We start from the raw sequence: 23,580 nt of genomic DNA, 5'->3' as shown, positions 1-23,580 counted from the left end.
AGAGCAATCTACCTCAACTGCATGAAGTATCCCTTCTTTATAGAGATAATACACGTATTCTTTGCCTAGCATTGTTTTACTCCCATTCCGCTTCAAATTTCCTAAAATACGATGAAAAACTTTATTAAAAGCGCTACTCCTACATTTCCTGTTGCATATCTTATTCCAAAAGTTATCAAATTGCATATAGAGGGTATTGGGTATGAAGAGATAGAATAGTGTTAAGCTGGTTATACTCATACTGAGGTGAATTGTATGATTTGGGCTATCATTTCATTAGTCATCGTTTTTGGATTAGGAATAATACTTAAAGCATCCGAGGTCTCTGAAGAAGAAATTCGCATGAAATACTTAAGAGAACAAGCAAATCGTGAATATTTAGAAAAAATGGACCTGCGAAAGTTTGAATATTTAATCGCTGACTTGTTTAATTCTCGAGGATACCAAGCGTAAGTTATACCCGGTTCTAATGATGGAGGAATAGACATTATTCTTTGGAAAGATGATGAAGTGAAATTTGTTGAAGTAAAAAGATATATAAAAGAATCTATTGGACGACCATACATTCAAAAGCTACATAGTGCCATCATCGATGGAGAAGCTACAGGAGGATACTTTGTTACGTTAAGTCATTTCATTGAACTACCCCCACTTTCACTTTGTTTAGAAGTGAGGGATTCCTAAGTAAAGAGTTCTATCGAACTCTAATTGATTAGGCTAACCCCGCAGTCCTTGCGGTTAGAAGCCTTATCGCTTCATGCTTTAGATTGATACTTGCGTTAATATCCCTATCATGGTTTGTACGACAAGAGGGACAGTCCCATTCACGTAGGTTTAGATTTTTAACGTCTTTATTTTGATATCCACAACAAGAACATAACTGGCTGGAAGCAAATGTTTTCGATACGACAATGACTTGTTTGCCATACCATTTTGCTTTGTATTCTAACATGGATCGAAATTGCGACCATGATACTTCACTAATTGCTTTTGCTAACTTATGATTCTTTAACATATTCGATACTTGCAAATCCTCTATACCGATAACATCGTGGTTTTTGATGATTTCAGTTGAAATTTTGTCCAAGTAATCTTTTCTAGCATTTGATATGTATTCATGAATTCTAGCTATCTTTACTCGTTGTTTATTCCAGCGAGAAGACCCTTTCATTCTTCTAGAAAGAACACGCTGTGCTTTCGCCAACGTATCTTCTAATGATCGGAAAAACTTCGGATTTTTATAGTATGTTCCATCTGACAAGATAGCGAAATCTTTTAGTCCTACATCTATTCCAATGTAAGAATGTGTTTTCGGAAGTTCTTGTACTTCTGTTTCAACTAATAGTGACACAAAATATCTACCAGAAGGGTTCCGTCTAACTGTAGCATTGACAATACGCCCCTCTACTTCGCGACTTTTGGCAAATCGAACCAGGCCTAGTTTCGGCAACTTTATTTTGTTCCCTACAACGGCAATGTTTTCATTTGTTTGTTTTGTGGTATAAGATTGTACGTTGTTCTTCTTAGATTTAAAGCGCGGTGCGCTGTTTTGTTTTTTGAAAAAGCGCGTATAAGCATCTGCAAGGTTGCGAACAGACGACTGAATCGCAATACTATCCACTTCTTTTAGCCAAACAAGCTCTTTCTTCATGGCAGGTAGTTTGGCAGAGCATGTACCATAGATCAAGCCTTTTCCTGTCTCTTTGTATGCGTGATCCCATAGGGATAGGAAATGATTGAATACAAAGCGAGAACAACCTATCGTTTTGTTAATTAGAATTGCTTGTGCTTGATTTGGATAGATACGAAACTTATAGGCTTTATTAATTATCATTTGATTCACCTCCATTTCGGTATATGACTATTATATACCGAACGTACATTCGATAGATAGTGAAGTAACACTTTATGTATGTCGAACAATTAAGATGGCTCCTTGCCATCCCTTGTTCAAAGCCAATTCATCTCCCACCTACTCACTTCGCGTTCCTTGAGGAAGGATTCTTCTTGGCTAAAATGATAAAACTAAACATTCCGTCAATACTAAAGATAGGCGAAAGCCAGAACTCATTTAACCGTCCCTGTAGTTCTTCTCTTTTCTGTATTAAGCAGCTAGTTTTCACTAGCTGCTATTTTATTTACACATATCATAAAACTTCGAATATATTATGTTTGAAAGTGCTCTGTTTTATCAAAAGGCAATTCAGCGACGATTGCCTTTTTATTTCTCAACACCAAGTACATGATATCAAAATCCCAATAATGGTAATATAAAGGTACCTTCAGTTGTTGAATGTCTTGCCCTTTTAAAAGGCGCTGTTTTTAGACAGGGCCTTTTAAATTTATCTCCTACTAAAATAGCATTTTCATTATAAACCTTTCTATAAACGGTCTAATTTCCTCGGTATCAAATTAAATCCCATGAAACAGGCGTCCCTTTTTCTATATCCTTACTCGCTTTTTTCCCGATAATTTTGGATAAGTGTTTTGGTAATAAGCCATTCCCTGGTCTAATAGCTTTAACATTTTCATTTGTAAAGACTTCTCCCGCTTTTATGTTTTCTACTACATATAATGATCTTCTAAATTTTAAAGAATTTTTTTCTATATCAGTAGGTCCATAATATACATTCCCCAAAGATTCCCATGCTTTTTCAGTTTCGCTTACTAATAATTTAAATTCAGCTGGTTCCATTGAAAATTTAGCATCAACTCCTCCATCCGACCTTGAGAGCGTTAAATGTTTCTCAATTACTGTAGCTCCCAAGGCAACACTTGCTACAGATACCCCTACTCCCAGTGTATGATCGGATAAACCCACCTGACATTTAAATAACTCCTTCATATGAGGTATGGTAACAATATTTGTAGATTTTGGAGATGCAGGATACGTACTTGTACATTTTAATAGAATTAATTCTTTACACCCTTCTTCTCTCGCAGCCCTTACTGTTTCATCTAGTTCAGCAATTGAAGCCATTCCTGTCGAAATGATTATTGGTTTTCCTGTTGCGGCTACTTTACGTATGAGGGGAATATCAGTATTTTCAAAAGATGCGATTTTATAACATGAAACATTTAATGTCTCTAGAAAGTCTACAGCTGTTTCATCAAACGGCGTACTAAATGGTATCATTCCTAACTCTATACAGCGATCAAAAATTGGTTTATGCCACTCCCAGGGTGTATATGCTTCTTTATATAAATGATAAAGTGATTTTCCTTTCCATAAACTTTTTGTATCGTGAATTAAAAAATCACCATTTTCTATATTTAAAGTCATTGTATCTGGTGTATATGTTTGAATTTTAAATCCTTGTGCCCCAGCCTCCGCAGCTGCTTCTACAATTTTCAACGCCCTATCTAATGATTGATTATGATTTCCTGACATTTCTGCAATAATAAATGGTGGCAAACTATTGCCAATCTCTCTACCTCCGATATATACATTACTCATTTTTTTCACCTTCAAGCTCTTTTTTTATAGATTCTTTTCTTTCCTCCCATTGTTCACGGGACAAGGTCATTGTAATGACATCAACATAATCATTGCCCCTATAAATATAATTTTCATATCTTCCCTCTTCTAGGAAACCAAGTTTCTGATGGAATTTTAAACTAATACGGTTTGATTCTATTATTTCTGCACATACTTTGTGTATGTCTTTGATTTCAAAAATAAAGTCTAATGCTAATAAACCTAATACAGTTCCGGCACGTCTTACACTTTGTTTTTCACCTATATAAAATCCCCAATAACAAGTTCGATCCATTTTATCTATTTTTGTAAAATTAACAAATCCAATTGGTTTTTCTTTATATGTTAATAATCTTGCAATCTTTGTATCATCCATTACGAGTTTTTCATACCACTTTAAATGTTCGTCTATTGTTATTTGATGATTTTCATACATAACCGAGCGAATTTCTTTTGTATTCCGCCACTTTAAAATAAGTTCTAAATCTTTCTTTTTTAACCTTTCCAATTGAAAATCCCCAATATCTAACATACTATCCTCCTAAAATAATTTTTGCTATTTCATTTGTATTACTAGCACACTGTATAGAAAGAGCTTTATTAGACATTTCTTTCACTATGTTAGAATCTGATAAAAGTTTGTTTAGACATTTCGTAATTGCTTTATCCGAAACACTTTCAGCTGTACCAATATTCCATGTAGCTCCAACCTTCGCTACAGCCTTGGTTACTTCAATTTGATTTTGGGCAGTTGTAATTGTTATAGAAGGTAATCCAAGAAAGCATCGTTCCCATGTGGTTGTGCCCCCAGCTCCTATCCCTAAATCCGCTCTTACGAGAAGCTCTTCCATATTCTCTATTTGACAATAATATGAAGCGTTAGTAACACTCTTACAATAAGTTTGAATATCCTCTTTATGAGGATTTTGGCTACCTACCACAACATCTATTTTTAAGTTATCTTTGTTTATATTTTGTAAAGCTCTTAATGTTTTTAATGTCTCATTTGTTACATCATGGCCACCAAAAAAAATAAAAATCCTCTCAATTTTCCCTGTTCTTTTTCGTGAAATCTTCTTAACTGAATGAAACTCTGGTCTTAATATAGCGTATTTAGGCCCCAATTTTACTAATGAGTGCTCTGGTATTAAATCTTTATAGCGATCATTGAGGTTATCGTATAAATTTTGGTCTAGTAACAAATCACAATCATGTATTCGATTTGCAAGATCATCGATTACCATAATTTTTCTTACACTTTTTCTTAAAGCAGACTCCCACTTATTATCTAATCCATAATGATCAACAATTAACCAATCACACTTGGGAAGTTGCGACAAAATCTCATTGGTCTGCTGCGCATCAACAAACCAATGAGATTTTAGCCAATTTAAATAACTCCCGTTTTTTGCACTTAAGAAATTCGTATTTTCACCATCTCCATCTAATACATACACATGAAATCCTTTATTTAAAATATATTGATGCAAATCACCTTGCAGCTTACGACAAATGAAATATACTTGAGCACCTTTATTTCGCAATTCTTGGGCCAGTGTTAAACAACGCATAATATGACCGGTACCTATTTCAATAGATGCGTCGGCGCGAAAGGCAATTTTTTTTTCAAGCAAGATACTCCCTCCTCACTAAAAGCACTATAACTTATTAACTTATAATTTCGTTTCTCTATTTAGCTCATCTACTAATGATTGTTGATTTGCCCATTTCAATTTCACATGATTATTCATTTCAATAAGTTCAGGATTTTGAAGGATATAATCTTTTATTTGATAAAAAAATAAAGGTTTAGATTTTACATTCAGACCTTTATAAAGTTCATTGAACATATCTAAATCCGGTTGTTCATCTAATGTTAACCTCCAAGTAGGGTAACAAAATGGTGGGGGAAGTTTCACTATATTGATACGAAATAAATGTGGATTATTAATAAAATAAAACGGAAGGTATTCTGCATAGGTTAAAGGTTTTGGGGTTTGTAGTAGTCGTTCAATTGCCTCTAATGTAAAAATATCGCCTGCTGTTCCGACAGGTAACGTACTTAACTCTGCCTGTGTATAATCTGCACCGATTTTCAAATGTTCATCTAGTAAAAAAGTATTAATTTCTGGTGACACAGCTGGGCAATCTCCTGTAATCCGTATGACAATGTTTGCACTTTCTTGTTTTGCAGCTTGGAACATGCGATCAGCGGTATTTTCTGGATCACCTCTGAAAATTTTTACTTTCCCATTTAAATCAAACTTTTCCAAAGGATCATCTTGTGCAATATCTGACGTAGCAAGTACGACCTGGTGCTTCCCTGGAATAGCTAATGTATTTATAAGACATCGTTCAATGGAAGGAACACCTTGTATTGGCAATATTGCCTTTAAAGGTAACCTAGTAGATTTTAACCGGCAAAGCACAATTATTACTACCTTTGGAGGTTCAATAACCTCTTTTGTTAATGGGGTACCTGCAGGCAAACTATATACAGCTACCTGAGGTAATAATTCCTCTGCTTCAAGCTCGTTCAGCGCATTTTCTATTACGTTTAATTCCATTGTTACTTTATTAGCTGTAATAATCTCTCCTTTTTTAATGTCAAATTTTGTAACTGCTCTTAACAATTTCTGATTTTGCAATTTTATTAACCCCCCTTTCATTTAATTTTTAGCAACACTATAAAACAAAAGAACTTTTCTCACAGCTTGTATTACATCCCACACATCAGCTTCTGTCATTTTAGGAAATAGAGGCAGCGTAATAATTTCCTCATATACGTTTTCTGCTTGCGGACAAATACCTTTTTCATAACCTAATTTTTGATAAAACGGTTGTAAATGTACGGGTATATAGTGCACATTCACACCGATATTTTCTCCTTGTAACGCTTCGTAAAATTCTTTTCGATTACATTTTAATAACTTAGTATTTAATCGAATAATATAAAGGTGCCAGCTCGAACTGGTTTGAGGCAATTGCTTTGGTATGATGATTTCAGATAAACAACTAAATTCTTTACTATAGATGTCTACATATTTCTTTCGAATCCTAATAAAAGAGTCTAATTTACTTAACTGTGATAAACCAAGAGCAGCTTGTATATCCGTAATTCTATAGTTGTAACCTAAGAATTGCATTTCATAATACCAAGGTCCATGATTTTCAAGAAGTTTTTGGGGGTTCCTTTCAATTCCATGTGTACGGAATTGAACAAGTTTTTCATAAAAAAGAGGATTATTTGTGGTAATTACTCCGCCCTCTCCGGTAGTAATATGTTTCACCGGATGAAAGCTAAACATTGTCATATCACCAATTGAACCAATCTTTTTATTTTTATAAGTGGCTCCTAATGCGTGGGCTGCATCTTCAATGATAATCAAATCATTTTTTTTTGCTATTTTTTTTATTGCTTCTAACTCTACAGGCTGTCCAGTAAAGTGTACGGGAATAATGGCTTTTGTTTTGTTTGTAATCTTTTCCTCTATAGATTTAGGACTAATGTTATATGTTTCATTGTCAATATCGGCGAATACCGGCTTTGCACCCTGGTATAAGATACAATTTGCACTTGCTACAAATGTCATTGGAGTTGTAATTACTTCATCTCCCTCAGTTATGCCAGCTGCATAGCAGGCAGCATGCAATGCAGCTGTACCATTTGAAAAGGAAACAGCGTATTTTGCTCCCACATATTTTGCTATAGCCTCCTCAAATTGTTGAACCATAGGTCCTGTTGTTAAAAAATCCCCTTTTAATACGTCTACAACAGCCTGAATGTCATATTTATCAATTTGTTGCTGACCATATGGTAAATAAGTTTCTCTAACAGGCTTTCCTCCATGAATACCGAGAATCCCCCTTACCATTACTCTTTCTCCTTAGGGTTAATTTTTAAAGATTTAATCCACTCTTCTGTTTTAATAACTCCATCTTCTAAAGAAACTTTCGGTTCCCAGTTTAATATTGTTTTTGCTTTTTCATAGTTACATAATAATTTTTGGATTTCACTTTGCGGATGGATATGAGTTACATGTTGAATACTTACTTTATTTCCCGAAATCAATTCTGCTAATTTATTAATGGATATATCTTGTCCTGTTCCAGCGTTGATAATATGACCATTTGCTTTTGCAGAGTATCCTGCTGCCACAACAAAATCTGCACAATCTTCAACGTATAAAAGGTCTCTCGTTTGTTTTCCATCCCCATATATATTCAATGGTACATTATCTAATTTATTATTTATAAAAATGGCAACAACCCCACCTTCCCCACCTGTTTTCTGGAATGGACCATACGTATTAAATGGGCGAATAACCACTACAGGTAGCTTATAAGCATAATAGTAAGATAAAACCATGTTTTCAGCAGCAATTTTTGATCCAGCATATGGAGAAGCTGGTTTAATCGGGTCTAATTCTGATATCCCTTGTATATTAGTAGCTTTATCATATACCATACAAGTACTCATAAAGACCATTTTGACGTCATACTTAAGACATTGTTCTAACAAATTAAAAGTACCTATTGTATCATTTTCAAAAGTTGATCTAGCATCATCTATACTATCTTGAACATTGATACTCGCTGCTAAATGATAACAAAGGTCAAATGAATTATTTTTAAATAATTCAGCAACTAATTTTTTATCTTTAATATCTCCTTGAATGCATTGCTTTAAATTTAGATCGTGTGCAAACTCGGTGATATTTGCAGTAGTTGAATTTGCTAAGTTGTCTAATATCCATACTTCATGCTTATCCTGCAATAATCTCTTTACAACCCACCTACCAATAAAACCTGCACCACCAGTTACTAATATTTTCATAGTTTCTCCCCTCCTGTTAATAGTTGCTGGTTTAATATTAAATTTCTAAGCTCTTCTTTTGAAATCGCATTTTGATGATCAGAACGGTAAAACCCAACCTTCGCCCTTTTTGCATTTTCATATTGAGTTCCCTTTTTTAAGGGGCTAGGAATGATAAACATATCTGGTAATTCAAAAGCCTGTAAAGATTCATCATGCGTCATAAGTTCTTCATACATTTTTTCACCAGGTTTTAAGCCAATTTCTTCAATTTTTATATTCTCCTTGGGCAACCCATATAACTTTGTAACTTCTTCTATCATCACTTCACTTAAATCTTTTAATGAAATAACTGGCATTTTTAATATAAAAGTTTCACCACCCTTTGCTATTTTCATTGCTTCAATTGTTAACATAGTTGCTTGATTTAGTGTCATCATAAATCTACTCATACTAAGATCTGTTACAGTTATTTTTTGGTTTTCTTTAATTTGGTTTTCAAATAAAGGAATGACAGAGCCTCTTGACCCCATCACATTTCCGAAACGAACACTTGCAAATATTGTTTCACTTGAACCTTTTGAATATTCCGCTGATGTAATCAATCTTTCAGCAGTCAATTTTGTTGCACCGTAATTATTTGTTGGTGAAATCGCTTTATCAGAGCTTGTAAAAACTACCTTTTTTACTTTCTGAGCAATTGCCGCTTTTATTACATTTTGTGTTCCAAAAATATTGGTCAAAACTGCTTCAAACGGATTATATTCACAAAAAGAAACATGCTTCATCGCGGCCACATGAAATACATAATCAATATTTTCCATCGCACTAAATACTCGATCATAATTGCGTATATCCCCAATTAAATAACGAATATTTTGACTTTTATCCCTGAATTCTTCTTGTAATAAAAATTGATTATATTCACTTCTACTAAAAACCCTTACCACTTTTGGCTTTTCCTGTAGAACATTAGAAAGAATACTTTTTCCAATTGTTCCTGTTCCACCAATAATTAAAACGTTTTTATCTTTAAAAAACATGAAAATATATACCTCCTCATATTAAAAAATTAATTTTAGCCAAGAAAAACCTCTCTTCAATTTGTGTGTAGTTCCATTAGCAAGCCATTTGTTGAGAGATAAACTGGTTTATCGGATATTAAAACACACGTTTCCATTGCAAGTTTAAGATACATATTAATCATTGAAAACTGAGGATATAATCTTTTACTTCAAATATTTATAAATGGTGAGGAGTTTAATCTTTTTCACCTTGAATTAAATTTATTAATCTTTTTGTACATGCTTCTTGCGGATAGTTTTCATTAATAAATTTTTTTCTTAATTCTTTTGCTAATTTAGATTGTAAAGGATCATGTAGAACCTTTTTAATCGTACTAGTCACATCCTCCATAGAATGGTTTACAAGCCAATCTAGCGTATCGTAATATTTATAATCCCTTTCCTCTAATAAAGATTTATAAACAACTACAGGTATGTCTAATAACATTGCCTCTAATCCTACTGTTGAATTTGAGATAACCACAAGATTTGCATGTAAAATAACATCATACATGTTCACTTCATTTGTTATATATTTAACATTAGGATATAAGTTACTTAACTTAATATATTCTCCCACTAAGTTACGCCCTTTTTCCCAAGGATGAGGCTTTATAATAACCGTAATATTTTTGTCTTTTACTAACTTTTCTGTCAGTTCAGTATAAAATAAAGTTTTAAATGGCTGGGTTGCAATAAAAACTACTTTTGTAGAGGGGTCTATTTTTAATTTATTAAATAAATTCTTTTTATCCATATATACCCTATCAAAGATTTCGTCATATCTAGGGTGCCCTAGTATTTCAATTTGAGATTCACTGACCCCTTTTTGAAGGTACCAAGCTTCTTCATATTTCCCATATACGACCTGTTTTGTTGCAAAAACCGGAAAATATGCTTCTTCTCCCATTATTGCACCATGTTGCAGACATAAACTTGGTATACCCTCACTACCAGAAAGAAAAGTAAGTGCTCTACTTGTTATGTCTTCCGTAGTACCAACAACCACACCAGAAATATCTTGTTCTTTAAAAATAAAATGAGCCATGTTAAGCTTCTCAATCATGATAGGAAGGTCGCTGAGTAATTTTTTTTGAAAAAACGTGTTTGATAGTAGTGGGTGTTTATTAAACCTTAAAAAGATTTCTTTAGCTTTTTCTATATAAACATTCGCGTTATTAGGGGCTTTATTTATATAATCTGGTGTACAAACTGTAGGAAGACCATAAAGTTCTGGCTTTTTTGATCTTGTTAATATCTTAGTTTGATTTGGATGAAAGTGGGTAAAATTACTTACTGAAAAACGGAGATAATCTGAATTTAGCAGGATTGTTCCATCTTTATTTTTTCTTTTTATTTTTGATTGAAATGCAGAAATTATTTTTTCAAACTCCAACTGTAACTGTTTTTCCGCTATTGGTTCAATTGACAATTGCTTGTAAAACTTATCATCTTTCATTTTATTTTTTATATCTTCATCTAAATATTGATAAAAATTACTGAGTAATGGCAAAGGAATGTTATGATGCTTTAACTCTGAAAAAATATTTATATAATCTAAATTTAATAGCCAGTAATTTTTTAAATAAATGTCACTCAATTTTTCACCCTCTTTTTCTTCTTAGATCTTCTCTTAATTCTTTGCATGTTCTTTGTGGTGGTAATAATTGCACAAATTCATTTTTTTCTTCTGCAAATAACTGTGCATGTATTGAATGAGGAGTAATATAATTGATATCTAAAATTTCATCTAAGGGATAAAAATCCCAATAATGATTTAATCTCCAAAAGAAGCGTGCATCTCCTATCCGGTAAAACTGAGGATCTTCATCCCAGTAAGAATTCCATCTTTTTTCAAGAATTGGTAAAACTGATGCTCTATGCATAATAGAACAATGATCAATGGTACATGGAGCATTATTTGTAATTTTTTTGGCAGGTCTTTCAACCGTTTTAATAGGCATATCTGATTCATCTATATGAATCGTTTTTGATGCAGAGTAAATAATTTGAACATCTTCATTCTCATCAAGATAACTAGACATCTTTTTCAGGCGTTCTTCTTCATATTGATTATCATCTGTAATATAAGTTATATATTCCCCTTTAGCATGCTTAAGTGCTTCATTAATTAAAGCCGCATATCTGACTTTTTTTGTCCTTTCAGAAATATGAGCTACATTACTTTTATAAAAATGTACATTTTCCTTATTTATAAATGGTTGAATCACCTTCTGGGTTATTTCATCTGAATCATCATCCATTATAAAAAGCTCGAAATCTTGAAAAGTTTGGTTTAATACACTTAATATCGATTTTTTAACAAACGCAGGCTTATTGTAACTTGTCATTATAACTGAAATTTTAGGCAAATATCCCTCTCCTCCTTATCAACAAATACAAAAACAGTTACGTTATTATATAAATAGAAAGGACAAACCGTTCCGATAATTTTAAAAAAGATTTCTTTATCTGTAAAAAATTAATAGCAGTATTTATATTCACCTATATCCTTTTTTCTCCACTATAGTCCATACCATATCTATGAAAAAGTAATAAACTACTTAAAATAAAAAAGAAAGTGTTGATAAGGCTTTAATTATTATATTTCACTAGAAAAAACACATTCAATATTCTTAATAGAGGTGAAGACTTTGCAACCCAAAATATCAATTATCCTTACTAGCTATAATAAGCCGTCATTAATTAATCAAGTTATTGAAAGTGTTCTAAAGCAAACTTATAAAGAATGGGAACTTTTTATTATGGATGATAATTCCTGTCCAGAAACTATAAATGTCATAAAAAATTATCTAGAGGACCCTCGAATTACTTATAAGAATAGTTTTATACAAGATGGTGAACGATATAAAACTACAAGATATGCAACACTTATCAATGAGGCACTTCCATTAACATGTGGGGATTATATTTGCTATCTAACGGATGATACTATATACCTTCCAAACAGATTAGCTGAAATGTTATCTTTCTTAGAAAAACATCCTGAAATTGATGTAGTGTACTCTTCCCAATACGTAAAACATGTTGATTATAACTTAAAACCTACAAATGAATTTGTGAGAGAAGCTTCGAAAATTTTATATACAGCTGCTAACGTTGTAGATCACTGTTCAGTTATGCATACTAAAAGAATATTAGTAAAAGTCTATGAAAAGTACCGTGGATATTGGGATACAAATCCTTTATATTGGTTTGTTGGAGATGCGATGTTTTGGAAACGCCTAAATACATTCCAACCTTTTTATCCCATTAACAAAGTTCTTGATATTACTTTTAAAACACCATTCTCTTTCCAAAACCTATATGCTAACCTCCCTTCTAAAGATTTAAATGGTATTTTGTTTAGTAATTCACACGGTGAAGTATTTTTAATTGATAACTTTAAACGCAGGCTTATTTCGAAAGACATGCTTTCTTACTTCAAATATAATCAAAATGAAATTGTCTTAATTCCCGATCCATTTATCTACAAATATACAGATGGTCCTCCCATAACCCTTACAGATTCAATTCCAAATCTACGGGTTGTACAAAACGAAAAAAAAGAGTTATTTTATATAGAAAATAATCAAAAACGTCCTTTCATTAACAAGATAGCATTTCGCAAGTTTAAATTTACAGTTCAAGAAATCATTAATGTTTCACAAAATAGTTTAGATCATTTTTCGGATGGACCACCTATTCATCCAAATCTATCCAATCAAACAATCCTCCCTGAAGGAAAAGTATTTATTTATCATCACAATTATTTTATTATGACAAATCACATGCTTCATCCAATAGATAAAGACATTTTACAAAAACTTTACTTATTAAAGAACTGTATACCAATTTCAAAGAGCAATTTATCCCACTTTAAGATCGGTCCTCCTATCACATCATATCCCTCTCACTTAGCTGAAAAATACAGAGAAGAATGACAGGAATTTTATAATTGAACTACCCCCACTTTCACTTCGTTTAGAAGTGAAAGTGGGGGTAGTTCAATTGCCCTCATTAAGAAACGTTTAGATAAAAAAGAAAGAAATCTTTATCAGTTATGTTTTCCACCACTACTCACAATACAAATACATCACAATAACTCCAAAACAAACGGCATACTACTGGCCAAAAAAGCGTTCACAGCCTTGCCATATTTCCTGAACTAACAAATCGTAATTAATCAGCGTTCTCCAACACTTTTCTCATCTTTAAAAACACCCTATGTCTTTATTAAACTCTTTTTCTTCATCTCACTCTTGTATTTCTTCATACATTCGCTGCCTTTCTTTGTTAACATCTCTAACTTGATCGTAATCGTAGTCAATCGATTCCCTTTCTTCTGTTCTACGTTGTATTTCTTCGTACATACGCTGCTGCTCCTTGTAAGCTGCATCCCCCTGATCGTAATCAATTAATTCCTGTTCTTCGCCCCTAATTTGTCTTTTTCGCTCTTCTCTCTTTTGTTGTAGTTGATATCTTCTATATGCCTTTTTATCAGTAATTTTTTCACAGTCGTGCGCTAGCTCCTTCGTTTCGTCATGTCCATGTCCGCAAAAATCGTTTGGAATTATAACACTAGATTTCTTAACAGATTCAGGATTAGGGTCTTCATGTTCTTTGCTAGCCTTCTCATCTTTAACTGCAGTATTGCTAAGACCATCTTGCTCTTTGTTCGTTACATTTCTATTAGAATCAAACTTTATAGTCATCGAACCGTGTCCACCGTGACCTAAATATATGTAGATAGAGAACAATTTAGTTGTTTCGCTGGATCCAGGCTTTCCTGCTATCTCTATGACTTTGTCCGCAGACATTCCAACCTTGATTTGATTATACTGTTCTAGTGATACTGTTGATGCGTCCTCATTTACATCTTTATAATGCGGATATTTGTCATTAATTTCCTCATCTTTATTCTTAGATTCCTCCACTTGTTGTACCTTTTTTTTCTTCTTATGTTCTTCCGTACCCTCTTCGATCTTAGGCGGATTGGACTTCTCCTCTTCTCCCTTTGCAACTTCTATAGAGTCTTGTTTCTTATATGGCTTGTAATCCCCATCTTCCTTTGCAGAGCAGGCACTGAAAATTGATAAAGACGTTGCGCTTAATAAAAGTAATTTCTTTAATAATTTCGTATTAAATTTCATGATATTATTCCTCCGTTACATATATTGAATTGAACCCTCATGCATCCTCCTATAAAAGTTATCCTTTCCCTTCACATATACATTCTCATATAACTTTGCATAAGCCACTTCGTTATTTAACTTACTCCAGTAATCTTCGGCTAAGCTTTTAATTATTAATATGTAAAATTTTTCATCTTTTTATTACATTAATAGATATATATTACATTATAATAATATCTCTTTCTCTTTTTAGCAAATTTTGTTAATTATTTCGACATTGATTTAAAAGGGGGAGTAAAAAATGAATAAGTTGCATTTTTTAGGAGTAAAGATAAAATTTCGTTTGCGAATTAACATAATTTTCATACATTAAAACTCAACATGTTAATAATAGTTATATAATGAGGCCAAACCTTAAGTAAGATCGTTTCCCTGTTACGAGTAATGAGATAGTTTGTTTCATCTTTTTGCTTTTTTATAGAGATTACTTATATTCTAAGCACATTCGACATAAATTGATTATTTTTTATGAATTTTCTTGAAAAATATTGTAAAATCACTCCATTTTTCCTTCTATTTTGCTATGATAGTTACAATTAAATAGGATTAGGATATTTCTATAGGATGGGGGCGTATATTATGAGTGTCTCAGTAAAAGAAAATGAGCAGTTAACCGCTCTATTGAACGACTGGTATCGATCTATGCTATCTCAACAAGTTATAAAAGCTACTAATCTAAAAAAGAAAATTGATGAAAAAATCAGCAAATTAAGTACTGAGCCAAATCAAGAACATCAAGATCAAAATTTGTTACTATATTACTCACTACTTGAATTCCGTTACAATGTCTTAACAGATAGCCTAGGTATCCAACAAAATAGCTTTGATGCTATTAGCGACTATGATATGCCTGCAGACCATTTTCTACGCTTCTATTATCACTTTTTTAAATCCATTCATTCCACTTTTATATCAAATTATACTGAGGCAGAGGAACATTATAAACTGGCAGAAAAGATATTAGTAGACATACCAGATGAACTTGAACAAGCTGAATTCTACTATAGAATTGCTACTTTTTATCATCATACCTATAACATGCTTGCTTCTATCGAATACGCAAATAAATCGAGAGCAATCTTTTCAAAGTATGAAGGCTATGAAGTAAAAACAGCCTTTTGTAATAGTTTGTTAGGTGGTTGCTGCATCTATTTAAAACAGTACGAACAAGCTGAAGAATATTTACAAAGTGCAATTGATTTACTACAAAAGAATAAGGAAGAAGATTCTTTGTTATACGTAAAAAGTACTATGGGGTGGCTGTACTCTGATCAAAGTATGTCTACTTTAGCTATTCGTCACCTTTCAGAAGTAACAGAGAAAATCTCTACACACTTCAAGGCTATCTTCCTACAAGCTAAGGAACATTATAAATTAGGAGAACAATCAACGGCTAGCAAACTCATTGTTAAGGGATTAAAGATCTGCAGAGAAATCCATAACGAAGAATATCTACATCACTTCTTTATTTTAAAAAGATTAAACGAAAACATTCCATTGGAAGAATTAGAAAAAATCATTCAAGAAGGAATCTTATACTTTGAGAAAGAAGAGTTATGGGAATATGTTGTCGAATACGCTGAATTATTTGCCACAAAATGTAGACAATTAGAGAACCACAAAAAAGTAAGTGACTATTTCCATATTTGTTATCAAGCAAGGCGAAAATTAATCGAAAAAGGAGTATTAAAATAATGAAAAAAATCAGTTTATTATTATCAGGCATTGCTTTCATTGGGACGTTAATGGTGGGAATTTCTCAGTTTTCTAAAACAGATCAGCTTGCTACTCATGGGCATTATCCTACTCCTTCATATAGTGTTGGCGATTATGGTGGTGCACCACCACAAATTTAATGTACATGTATTTAAAAACCCTCCAAATGGAGGGTTTTTAAATGGCTTATCTGCCTGTTCAATACGCATAGAGAGTACAATACTTATTTACTATGTTATAAGATTTTTCATTTCCACTCTGTAACAAGATTCTAACATTCTCTCCTAGAATCTCAACTTAAATCTTAAATCCACCAATTAACTCTTGAAGTTCTTCCGCCATCTGTGCTAATTGTATTGCTGAAGAATTTATCTCTTCCATTTAATACTTATATTTAACTGCCTTTAACATTTCTAATTGTATTACTTCTTTGATTTATCTATTTATTACAACCACTTTTGTTTTAGTGAATCACTAAAACATAAATACTAAATAGGAGAATAAAATAAATTAGAGAATTACATTGTAACATGTATATATGAGTTTTTAATATTAAAATTTAAAACTTTACTATTTTTCATATGCAATATTACATGCGAAAAGCCTTATTTTTTTGTTATACTATGCATGTGGATTTTTCATCCAAAAATCTACCCAAACGCATATTTATCTATATGCCACCCTAATTGATGAGAGTGAGAAGAATGTTTATCATTTTTCTCACTTTTTTATATTTTAAACGTTTGTACAAAAATTCTTTAGATTTTTTAATAATCCACACATGTAAATAAAATTATAAAAATAAACTTAAAAAGGGAATTGCAACTCCAAATTTAACCTTTTGAATCATTTATTTTCTAAAAAACAATTCCACATCTTTATCAACTCATTTTAGAATATTTAAACAATAATTTTATATACATTCCCTGCATAAATTATTCATTTTCTTTTATATAACACCTACTTTTTTACTTCTAATAAATTATTAAACATTGGATTATTATACATACCCCCAAAAACATGAGGTATTTTGTAGAAATTTGTCTATCAATATGTATGTACACCCTTTTGTAGTGGATATAGACTGTGAGGTGTAAGGAGATACCTTACAAAATAATAAAAAGGAGATTATAGAATGAGTAGATTAACAAAATTCTCAAAGTTAGCATTTGCAACTTTAATCGTGGGAAGTAGTTTAAGCACCTTTGTTTCGTCACACAGTGTACAAGCTGACACCTTAGATACTAATTACCAAGATTCTGTAAAATTCATACCACCTTCTAGTGCTAGGCCAACATTGGAACAAAAAAACACTATTGTTCCAGAAGCAAAAGTTGTTAAAAACCATTATGTAAAGTACTCTAAAGCACATTTCCAAACTAAAGAAAGTATACCAAAAGAGATTTATTATTCTTCAGAAGGCTTTAAGGGCTATATACAGGCAAGTACCGTTTGGGATATGGGAGATCATTTCGCAACACTATATTCCGGAACCGTTATTCGATGTTAGACTTTTAATCCATTCTTTCCTAATGCTTAAAATGATCAATAGCTCACTGCCAATACTGTAATATCTATTGTTCATAAAATAAACCACAAAATCTTTCGATTTCATGGTTTATCAAATATAAAGATAATGCTAAACGAATACTCTAACATTACCTTCCCCAAAGTTAATTATAGAGTATTTTCAAAAAAAAGACACTCTTGTAGTGTCTTTTTTATAGTATTTTTCAAAAAATTCCGCCTACTAACACGCTATGGTTGCGGCTATTCATTCATTTCTATATGATACTTTTCCATCTCGTATATGCAATAGACAATGATAGCTAAACTCCAACTGACACCATAATAATCATGTGTGTAGAAGTCATATCCCGCCTTAATACCTTTCTCTATTACAACCAATGTAAATCCTAAAGCCACCCATTTGTTAATTTTCATCTTTATAAACGTTAAAGAGATAATGATTAAAAATAAAATATTTGTAAGATAATTTATCATTAGCTCATATTTTTGAATGTATACTGTCATTATACAAGCAACGCTATTAGTCGCAATACCAAAGGCAACCACCGTTCTCCAAATCCTGTCCGAAAGTCCCACTCCTGAGTCAGTCCCTTCCTAAACAAATATCCCTTTCTTTAATTCGTTCCTACACCCTATTCAAGATATGCTAAATTATCCTTGTCTGATGAATATCTATTTATCTTTTCATATAGAGCAAACAAAATTTCTACTCATAATTTTTTCTTTATTAGACAAACTATGTCTAAGCCGTTTGAACTAGCGGCTTCACTCTTCTGGTAATGGGATAGCACAATTTATTGAATTGACTAACTCATTCAACCCACTGGCACCAGCAGACAACAAAATAGTTGTCTGCCATTTTTATGTATACTTTTTCTAATTTCATTACAAACCAAGTGTGTGCTGTACTGATTTCAAAAAGGACGGAATTTCATTTTTGAAAATGTAAAAAAGATAAGATCCTGTCTACTGTTGGTATAGGACTTTTTCTTTTCACATATACTATTTTTGAACCTGTTTACCAATACGTGTCCTAATGGTGTCTTGAATTCCTCCTAATAAGGGCTGCAGATACAAATGCATGCCCTTTTTATTTACGTTGCTGCTCTATATTCCATAAAATCATTAAAAACTAAAAATGTATTATTACATATTTTTTCTGTTCAGATTATGTTAAAATTTACTTCATAGTCGAATTATGGTTTCGTATCTAATTTAGCAATATGTGAACTGTTTACCTAAAGAAAAGACACCTAAAAGGTGTCTTTTCTTCTTTTCATCTAAAAAACATTTTTCCTTTTCTGTAAGATCCAATTATCCCTCTAATCTAAACCTCATATTTAAAGGCAATTCGATTACGGTACTCAAGATCTTTCATCTATTTCAATATGCTTATACCTTAATTCTAAATTAAATTTCCAGCACTATATTTGCTTTTTTACAGATTTTCTGTCTTGTTCTTAATTTTGTCAAAATCCTCATATAACTATACCAAAAATACATGCTATTATGGTTTTAAGAAACTATGCGTTCCCTTAACCCTGTATCCGGCCCTGTATTTTTACAGGGCCTTTGTTTATGCAATTTATTTATATTTTGCTTATAACAACTAATCATATCCGCTTTCATTTTAAATTATTTAAATGTCTATTATATTTCCAATGGATTTTTTTACTTGTTTTGTAATATAACAAACTCCAAATTGGAATTATTATTGGGTATCTAAATAAATACTGCTCTAAACAAACCTTAACACTATATACATAGTGTTAAGGTTGTTAATTGAATATTAGTAATAGTAAGTATAAATATTATCAATTTACTATATCTTACATTTATGTAAAAATAGATTTATGTTAAGCTTTTTCTAAATCTTTCCCCTAATAAAGATTCGAAAGTAGCATTTCATGATTCTCCTTACTGTTAATATGCCAGGAAAAAGAACCCGATAGGGTTCTTTTTCTGTTCATTACAACCTATTTCTACGTAATACTACTATCTTACGTATCGCTATGCATATCTTGGGCAATTCCTTTCACCTCAAATCGATAATCTATATTATGTAAAAAAGTATTTCTATTAATACATCTTGATTCATTTAATCGTTATACATAAAATTATAGTTATATTCATCTAGCTAATCTACATTCAAATAGATTCTCATTTTACCATGACATAATTTCATTAAATATATAGGAGTTTAATATGACTGAAACTACATACAATTTATACGAATACAAAGATTACTGGAATAATTTTGAGATCCGTGAATACTTAGAGTTTCTAGATCTATTTAAAGCAAGATTAAAGTTCTACTGTGATTGTGGGTTTTACATTGGTATAGATACAAATTTAATTATGGATTTCCCCGTTATTTTAGATTTAATAAGATCAAAAGATAAGTTATTAATTAGCCGCAAAGTATATGATAAGTTAGATGGTTTGAAAAAATCCAGCATTGAACTTCCCCCACTTTCACTTCGTTTAGAAGTGAGGGATTCCTAAGTAAAGAGTTCTATCGAACTCTAATTTGTTAGGCTATCCCCGCAGTCCTTGCGGTTAGAAGCCTTATCGCTTCATGCTTTAGATTGATACTTGCGTTAATATCCCTATCATGGTGTGTACGACAAGAAGGACAGTCCCATTTACGTAGGTTTAGATTTTTAACGTCTTTATTTTGATATCCACAACAAGAACATAATTGGCTGGAAGCAAATGTTTTCGATACGACAATGACTTGTTTGCCATACCATTTTGCTTTGTATTCTAACATTGATCGAAATTGCGACCAAGATACCTCATTAATTGCTTTTGCTAACTTATGATTCTTTAACATATTCGATACTTGCAAATCCTCTATACCGATAACATCGTGGTTTTTGATGATTTCAGTTGAAATTTTGTCCAAGTAATCTTTTCTAGTATTTGATATGTATTCATGAATTCTAGCTACCTTTACTCGTTGTTTATTCCAGCGAGAAGATCCTTTCATTCTTCTAGAAAGAACACGCTGTGCTTTCGCCAACTTATCTTCTAATGATCGGAAAAACTTCGGGTTTTCATAGTGTGTTCCATCTGACAAAATAGCGAAATCTTTTAGTCCTACATCTATTCCAATGTAAGAACTTGTTTTCGGAAGTTCTTGTACTTCAGTTTCAACTAACAATGACACAAAGTATCTGCCAGAAGGGTTACGTCTAACCGTAGCATTTACAATACGCCCCTCTACTTCGCGACTTTTGGCAAATCGAACAAGACCTAGTTTCGGCAACTTTATTTTGTTCCCTACAACGGCAATGTTTTCATTTGTTTGTTTTGTGGTATAAGATTGTACGTTGTTCTTCTTAGATTTAAAGCGCGGTGCGCGGTTTTGTTTTTTGAAAAAGCGTGTATACGCATCCGCAAGGTTGCGAACAGACGACTGCATCGCAATACTATCCACTTCTTTTAGCCAAACAAAATCTTTCTTCATGGCAGGAAGTTTGGCAGAGCATGTACCATATGTTAAACCTTTCCCAGTTTCTTTGTATGCGTGATCCCATAGGGATAGGAAATGATTGAATACAAAGCGAGAACAACCTATCGTTTTGTTAATTAGAATTGCTTGTGCTTGATTTGGATAGATACGAAACTTATAGGCTTTATTAATTATCATTTGATTCACCTCCATTTCGATATATGACTATTATATACCAAACGTACATTCGATAGATAGTGAAGTAACACTTTATGTATGTCGAACAATTAAGATGGCTCCTTGCCATCCCTTGTTCAAAGCCAATTCATCTCCCACCTACTCACTTCGCGTTCCTTGAGGAAGGAGTCTTCTTGGCTAAAATGATAAAAAGCATGTTTAGCTTATCTCACAAAAAATCTCTTTTATCCTTTCCACTCTCATGATATACAAATCAATTAATTCATTTGTTCTTTCCCCTAAACAAAATTTCTTTTTTTATTTGTTATAGTAAAAACAACTCGATGTTCTGATCTATTTGAAACCAAATAAAAAAAGCTTCCCTAAGTCGATTAATTATGCACATAGCAAAATAAGCTATTTACACTAATCGGCTCAAAGAAGCCCTCTCAAAATTAAAGTAAGAACAGAACTTACTTTTACAACTCAACCATTACACAAGGTATGGGAATAAACGGAATCAAATAAACTGACTTTACAACTATATATTACGTTATAATATTATCGTTTTCAAGCGTATTGTATTAATTCCTATAGCGATTCTACTGTAGGAATATCAGCTGGCGCCCAATATAAATTATTTAAATCTTTAACACGAACCCATTTTAACTCTGTATGCTCAAGAGCTTTAGGTATACCTTCAAGGATTTGCGCTTTATATGTAGTAAGATGAACAATTATAGTTTCATACTCGTATTCAATTTCCTCTACTTTCTCATCTACAGTAATACTACATCCCAGCTCCTCTTTAATCTCACGAACCAGTGCTACTTGCGGCTCTTCACCGTTCTTTATCTTACCACCTGGAAATTTCCGGTAATTCGGTAAGGTCATTGTAGGAGAACGTAATGCACATAAGACTTCATTGTTTTCATTAAAAATCACCGCACCAACAACTGATATCCTTCTCTTCATAATTACTTATTCACTTCCTTATACAATTTAGTTAATACTCAATATCTTATTTGGATTAGGATTTTTGAGAAATAACTTTAGTGATACATTAATTCTTCTACTAGTAGATACTTGAAACAAACCATTTTAAAAGTTGAAGCAGCTGGAACATCTCTTCATATTAGCGTACCATCCTTTAGAAAAGAATAAATGCGATTATTAGATATTATACACAATGCTTTAGCAAAGAACATAGACTAACTATTTTTTAAGAATCACAATCAATGTTTTATATTAAAAATATAACCTTATAATTGAATTATAAGGTTATAAACCATATTTAAATTTAACTACTAAGTTTACTCCATGTGAACGACTCCCCACATAGCAAAGGTTGATGTCAGAGCTTCTCAGTTCCACGACGAAAGTAACCTTTCGTCTCCCTGAGTGTTAATGCTGATTGTTCCACTCCTAAATGTACAACGCTTTGACGCTCTTTTGGTACGGTTGGTATTTTAGGAAACTTTTACGTATTACTAACCTACAGCCCTAAAATTTCTACAATCTGACGAGCTTTAGTATTATCAATATAATAATGCATCTCTAACCCCTTTCTTTCTGCACGGAGTACGATTCCTCTTAACTTTCCTAAATGTTGTGAAACGGTGGATTGTGGAAGTTTTAATACTTCTGTTAACTGTGTTACATTGCACATTTTATGATTCATTAATTCACTTATGATTTTTAATCGAACCGGATGTGCCATTACCCTTATTACATCTACATCTTCTTCGCGAATTTTAGCTAGATCATTATTAGATATTACTGTTAACATTTCACATTCTCCTTTATTATTAATTTCTATTTTCCTATTATCCTTATAAGTAATACTTATAGATAATTACAATTTGTCCTGTTGAGAAAATATATTCTTCCTCAATACAAAAAAGACACCTATTCCGAAAACAGTTTTTACTGTTCCAATGAATTGGTGTCTTATAATTTTTTGACCAAACTATATTTATTCATATTATAATCTATACATGATTTTGAATGATGCTTTCTAAGAAAAAATAATACTTCCACTCCTCGTTTCAAGATAACTTTAATCGAGATATTTTCTTTCTCATATTGCTAAACCTATAAGAACCCTCTACTCATCTCACCTTTTACATCATATATTATTTATTTCT

The 23,580-nt window shown here is 32.2% G+C and carries 20 protein-coding genes and 1 pseudogene; 6 read left to right on the top strand and 15 right to left on the bottom strand.

Translation table 11 applies throughout. The annotated features are described in order from the left end of the window. Positions 1-255: 255 nt before the first annotated feature. Positions 256-636 (top strand): annotated as a pseudogene (locus ACS2FK_RS25895) (restriction endonuclease); the annotation flags it as partial. Positions 637-712: 76 nt separating this feature from the next. Here ACS2FK_RS25895 and tnpB (ACS2FK_RS25890) read toward each other — a convergent pair. The 10 genes from tnpB (ACS2FK_RS25890) to ACS2FK_RS25845 form a co-directional block, all read right to left on the bottom strand. Beyond that, entirely contained in the window at positions 713-1,834 is a 1,122-nt protein-coding gene (gene tnpB / locus ACS2FK_RS25890; RefSeq protein WP_063549978.1) for an IS200/IS605 family element RNA-guided endonuclease TnpB, read from the bottom strand. Between the two features lie 573 nt (positions 1,835-2,407). Next, positions 2,408-3,457 carry a pseudaminic acid synthase gene (pseI, locus tag ACS2FK_RS25885; protein ID WP_063550086.1) on the bottom strand — a complete coding sequence of 350 codons (1,050 nt, stop codon included), beginning with the start codon at positions 3,455-3,457 and terminating at the stop codon, positions 2,408-2,410. Further along, a complete protein-coding gene (gene pseH, locus ACS2FK_RS25880; RefSeq protein ID WP_063549976.1) occupies positions 3,450-4,010 on the bottom strand; it encodes a UDP-4-amino-4,6-dideoxy-N-acetyl-beta-L-altrosamine N-acetyltransferase in 561 nt (186 codons plus the stop codon). The genes pseI and pseH overlap by 8 nt, the downstream gene beginning before the upstream one ends. Position 4,011: 1 nt before the next feature. Then, on the bottom strand, positions 4,012-5,112 hold the full coding sequence (gene pseG, locus ACS2FK_RS25875; protein WP_063549974.1) for a UDP-2,4-diacetamido-2,4,6-trideoxy-beta-L-altropyranose hydrolase: 1,101 nt from the start codon (positions 5,110-5,112) through the stop codon (positions 4,012-4,014). Positions 5,113-5,151: 39 nt separating this feature from the next. After that, positions 5,152-6,147, bottom strand: coding sequence for a glycosyltransferase family protein (locus ACS2FK_RS25870; protein ID WP_063549972.1), 996 nt, complete (start codon positions 6,145-6,147; stop codon positions 5,152-5,154). After that, a complete protein-coding gene (gene pseC, locus ACS2FK_RS25865; protein WP_063549970.1) occupies positions 6,148-7,353 on the bottom strand; it encodes a UDP-4-amino-4,6-dideoxy-N-acetyl-beta-L-altrosamine transaminase in 1,206 nt (401 codons plus the stop codon). Next, a complete protein-coding gene (locus tag ACS2FK_RS25860; RefSeq protein WP_000699374.1) occupies positions 7,353-8,315 on the bottom strand; it encodes a dTDP-glucose 4,6-dehydratase in 963 nt (320 codons plus the stop codon). Before ACS2FK_RS25860 ends, pseC begins: the two co-directional genes overlap by 1 nt. Then, complete coding sequence (locus ACS2FK_RS25855) at positions 8,312-9,337, bottom strand: SDR family NAD(P)-dependent oxidoreductase (protein WP_000465157.1); 1,026 nt, start codon at positions 9,335-9,337, stop codon at positions 8,312-8,314. Before ACS2FK_RS25855 ends, ACS2FK_RS25860 begins: the two co-directional genes overlap by 4 nt. A gap of 217 nt (positions 9,338-9,554) precedes the next feature. Beyond that, a complete protein-coding gene (locus ACS2FK_RS25850; protein ID WP_063549968.1) occupies positions 9,555-10,958 on the bottom strand; it encodes a CDP-glycerol glycerophosphotransferase family protein in 1,404 nt (467 codons plus the stop codon). A gap of 4 nt (positions 10,959-10,962) precedes the next feature. Next, the gene (locus ACS2FK_RS25845) at positions 10,963-11,730 is read right to left on the bottom strand and encodes a glycosyltransferase family 2 protein (RefSeq protein ID WP_063549966.1); all 768 of its coding nucleotides are present in this window, start codon (positions 11,728-11,730) and stop codon (positions 10,963-10,965) included. A 282-nt stretch (positions 11,731-12,012) separates the two neighbouring features. Between ACS2FK_RS25845 and ACS2FK_RS25840 the strand changes: the two genes are divergently transcribed. After that, positions 12,013-13,302: a glycosyltransferase family 2 protein gene (locus tag ACS2FK_RS25840; protein ID WP_063549964.1), complete on the top strand. Its 1,290-nt coding sequence runs from the start codon at positions 12,013-12,015 to the stop codon at positions 13,300-13,302. 312 nt (positions 13,303-13,614) lie between these two features. Here ACS2FK_RS25840 and bamE read toward each other — a convergent pair whose 3' ends face one another. Beyond that, entirely contained in the window at positions 13,615-14,511 is an 897-nt protein-coding gene (gene bamE / locus ACS2FK_RS25835; RefSeq protein ID WP_063549962.1) for an outer membrane protein assembly factor BamE domain-containing protein, read from the bottom strand. A gap of 621 nt (positions 14,512-15,132) precedes the next feature. On the opposite strand from bamE, the gene ACS2FK_RS25830 reads away from it, so the two are divergent. The 3 genes from ACS2FK_RS25830 to ACS2FK_RS25820 all read left to right on the top strand — a co-directional run bounded on the left by ACS2FK_RS25830 (position 15,133) and on the right by ACS2FK_RS25820 (position 17,779). Beyond that, complete coding sequence (locus tag ACS2FK_RS25830) at positions 15,133-16,248, top strand: tetratricopeptide repeat protein (RefSeq protein WP_063549960.1); 1,116 nt, start codon at positions 15,133-15,135, stop codon at positions 16,246-16,248. Then, positions 16,248-16,409, top strand: coding sequence for a Phr family secreted Rap phosphatase inhibitor (locus ACS2FK_RS25825; protein ID WP_000724104.1), 162 nt, complete (start codon positions 16,248-16,250; stop codon positions 16,407-16,409). Before ACS2FK_RS25830 ends, ACS2FK_RS25825 begins: the two co-directional genes overlap by 1 nt. Positions 16,410-17,404: 995 nt before the next feature. Next, positions 17,405-17,779, top strand: coding sequence for a hypothetical protein (locus tag ACS2FK_RS25820; protein WP_063549958.1), 375 nt, complete (start codon positions 17,405-17,407; stop codon positions 17,777-17,779). A 260-nt stretch (positions 17,780-18,039) separates the two neighbouring features. Here ACS2FK_RS25820 and ACS2FK_RS25815 read toward each other — a convergent pair whose 3' ends face one another. Further along, positions 18,040-18,375, bottom strand: a complete 336-nt coding sequence (locus tag ACS2FK_RS25815; RefSeq protein WP_063549956.1) for a hypothetical protein — start codon at positions 18,373-18,375, stop codon at positions 18,040-18,042. Positions 18,376-20,004: 1,629 nt separating this feature from the next. Here ACS2FK_RS25815 and ACS2FK_RS25810 point away from each other — a divergent pair. Further along, positions 20,005-20,304 carry a hypothetical protein gene (locus ACS2FK_RS25810; RefSeq protein ID WP_063549954.1) on the top strand — a complete coding sequence of 100 codons (300 nt, stop codon included), beginning with the start codon at positions 20,005-20,007 and terminating at the stop codon, positions 20,302-20,304. Positions 20,305-20,332: 28 nt separating this feature from the next. Here ACS2FK_RS25810 and tnpB (ACS2FK_RS25805) read toward each other — a convergent pair whose 3' ends face one another. The 3 genes from tnpB (ACS2FK_RS25805) to ACS2FK_RS25795 all read right to left on the bottom strand — a co-directional run bounded on the left by tnpB (ACS2FK_RS25805) (position 20,333) and on the right by ACS2FK_RS25795 (position 23,222). Beyond that, positions 20,333-21,454, bottom strand: coding sequence for an IS200/IS605 family element RNA-guided endonuclease TnpB (tnpB, locus tag ACS2FK_RS25805; protein ID WP_063549952.1), 1,122 nt, complete (start codon positions 21,452-21,454; stop codon positions 20,333-20,335). Positions 21,455-22,024: 570 nt separating this feature from the next. Beyond that, the gene (locus ACS2FK_RS25800) at positions 22,025-22,408 is read right to left on the bottom strand and encodes a (deoxy)nucleoside triphosphate pyrophosphohydrolase (RefSeq protein ID WP_063549950.1); all 384 of its coding nucleotides are present in this window, start codon (positions 22,406-22,408) and stop codon (positions 22,025-22,027) included. Between the two features lie 520 nt (positions 22,409-22,928). After that, the gene (locus ACS2FK_RS25795) at positions 22,929-23,222 is read right to left on the bottom strand and encodes an ArsR/SmtB family transcription factor (RefSeq protein ID WP_000958630.1); all 294 of its coding nucleotides are present in this window, start codon (positions 23,220-23,222) and stop codon (positions 22,929-22,931) included. Positions 23,223-23,580 lie beyond the last annotated feature (358 nt).

The sequence above is a fragment of the Bacillus cereus group sp. BceL220 genome (assembly GCF_051776965.1).
Taxonomy (GTDB): Bacteria; Bacillota; Bacilli; order Bacillales; family Bacillaceae_G; genus Bacillus_A; species Bacillus_A cereus.
Note: the sequence above shows the minus strand (reverse complement) of the source record. Positions and strands in the feature narration are given on the sequence as shown.

Bases quoted from the DNA above. Each gene is read 5' to 3' on its own strand.
- tnpB (WP_063549978.1), bottom strand. From the start codon at position 1,834: ATGATAATTAATAAAGCCTATAAGTTTCGTATCTATCCAAATCAAGCA.
- pseH (WP_063549976.1), bottom strand. From the start codon at position 4,010: ATGTTAGATATTGGGGATTTTCAATTGGAAAGGTTAAAAAAGAAAGAT.
- ACS2FK_RS25825 (WP_000724104.1), top strand. From the start codon at position 16,248: ATGAAAAAAATCAGTTTATTATTATCAGGCATTGCTTTCATTGGGACG.
- bamE (WP_063549962.1), bottom strand. From the start codon at position 14,511: ATGAAATTTAATACGAAATTATTAAAGAAATTACTTTTATTAAGCGCA.
- ACS2FK_RS25830 (WP_063549960.1), top strand. From the start codon at position 15,133: ATGAGTGTCTCAGTAAAAGAAAATGAGCAGTTAACCGCTCTATTGAAC.
- ACS2FK_RS25860 (WP_000699374.1), bottom strand. From the start codon at position 8,315: ATGAAAATATTAGTAACTGGTGGTGCAGGTTTTATTGGTAGGTGGGTT.
- ACS2FK_RS25810 (WP_063549954.1), top strand. From the start codon at position 20,005: ATGACTGAAACTACATACAATTTATACGAATACAAAGATTACTGGAAT.
- ACS2FK_RS25870 (WP_063549972.1), bottom strand. From the start codon at position 6,147: ATGAAAGGGGGGTTAATAAAATTGCAAAATCAGAAATTGTTAAGAGCA.
- pseC (WP_063549970.1), bottom strand. From the start codon at position 7,353: ATGGTAAGGGGGATTCTCGGTATTCATGGAGGAAAGCCTGTTAGAGAA.
- ACS2FK_RS25820 (WP_063549958.1), top strand. From the start codon at position 17,405: ATGAGTAGATTAACAAAATTCTCAAAGTTAGCATTTGCAACTTTAATC.
- ACS2FK_RS25855 (WP_000465157.1), bottom strand. From the start codon at position 9,337: ATGTTTTTTAAAGATAAAAACGTTTTAATTATTGGTGGAACAGGAACA.
- ACS2FK_RS25800 (WP_063549950.1), bottom strand. From the start codon at position 22,408: ATGAAGAGAAGGATATCAGTTGTTGGTGCGGTGATTTTTAATGAAAAC.
- ACS2FK_RS25795 (WP_000958630.1), bottom strand. From the start codon at position 23,222: ATGTTAACAGTAATATCTAATAATGATCTAGCTAAAATTCGCGAAGAA.
- tnpB (WP_063549952.1), bottom strand. From the start codon at position 21,454: ATGATAATTAATAAAGCCTATAAGTTTCGTATCTATCCAAATCAAGCA.
- pseI (WP_063550086.1), bottom strand. From the start codon at position 3,457: ATGAGTAATGTATATATCGGAGGTAGAGAGATTGGCAATAGTTTGCCA.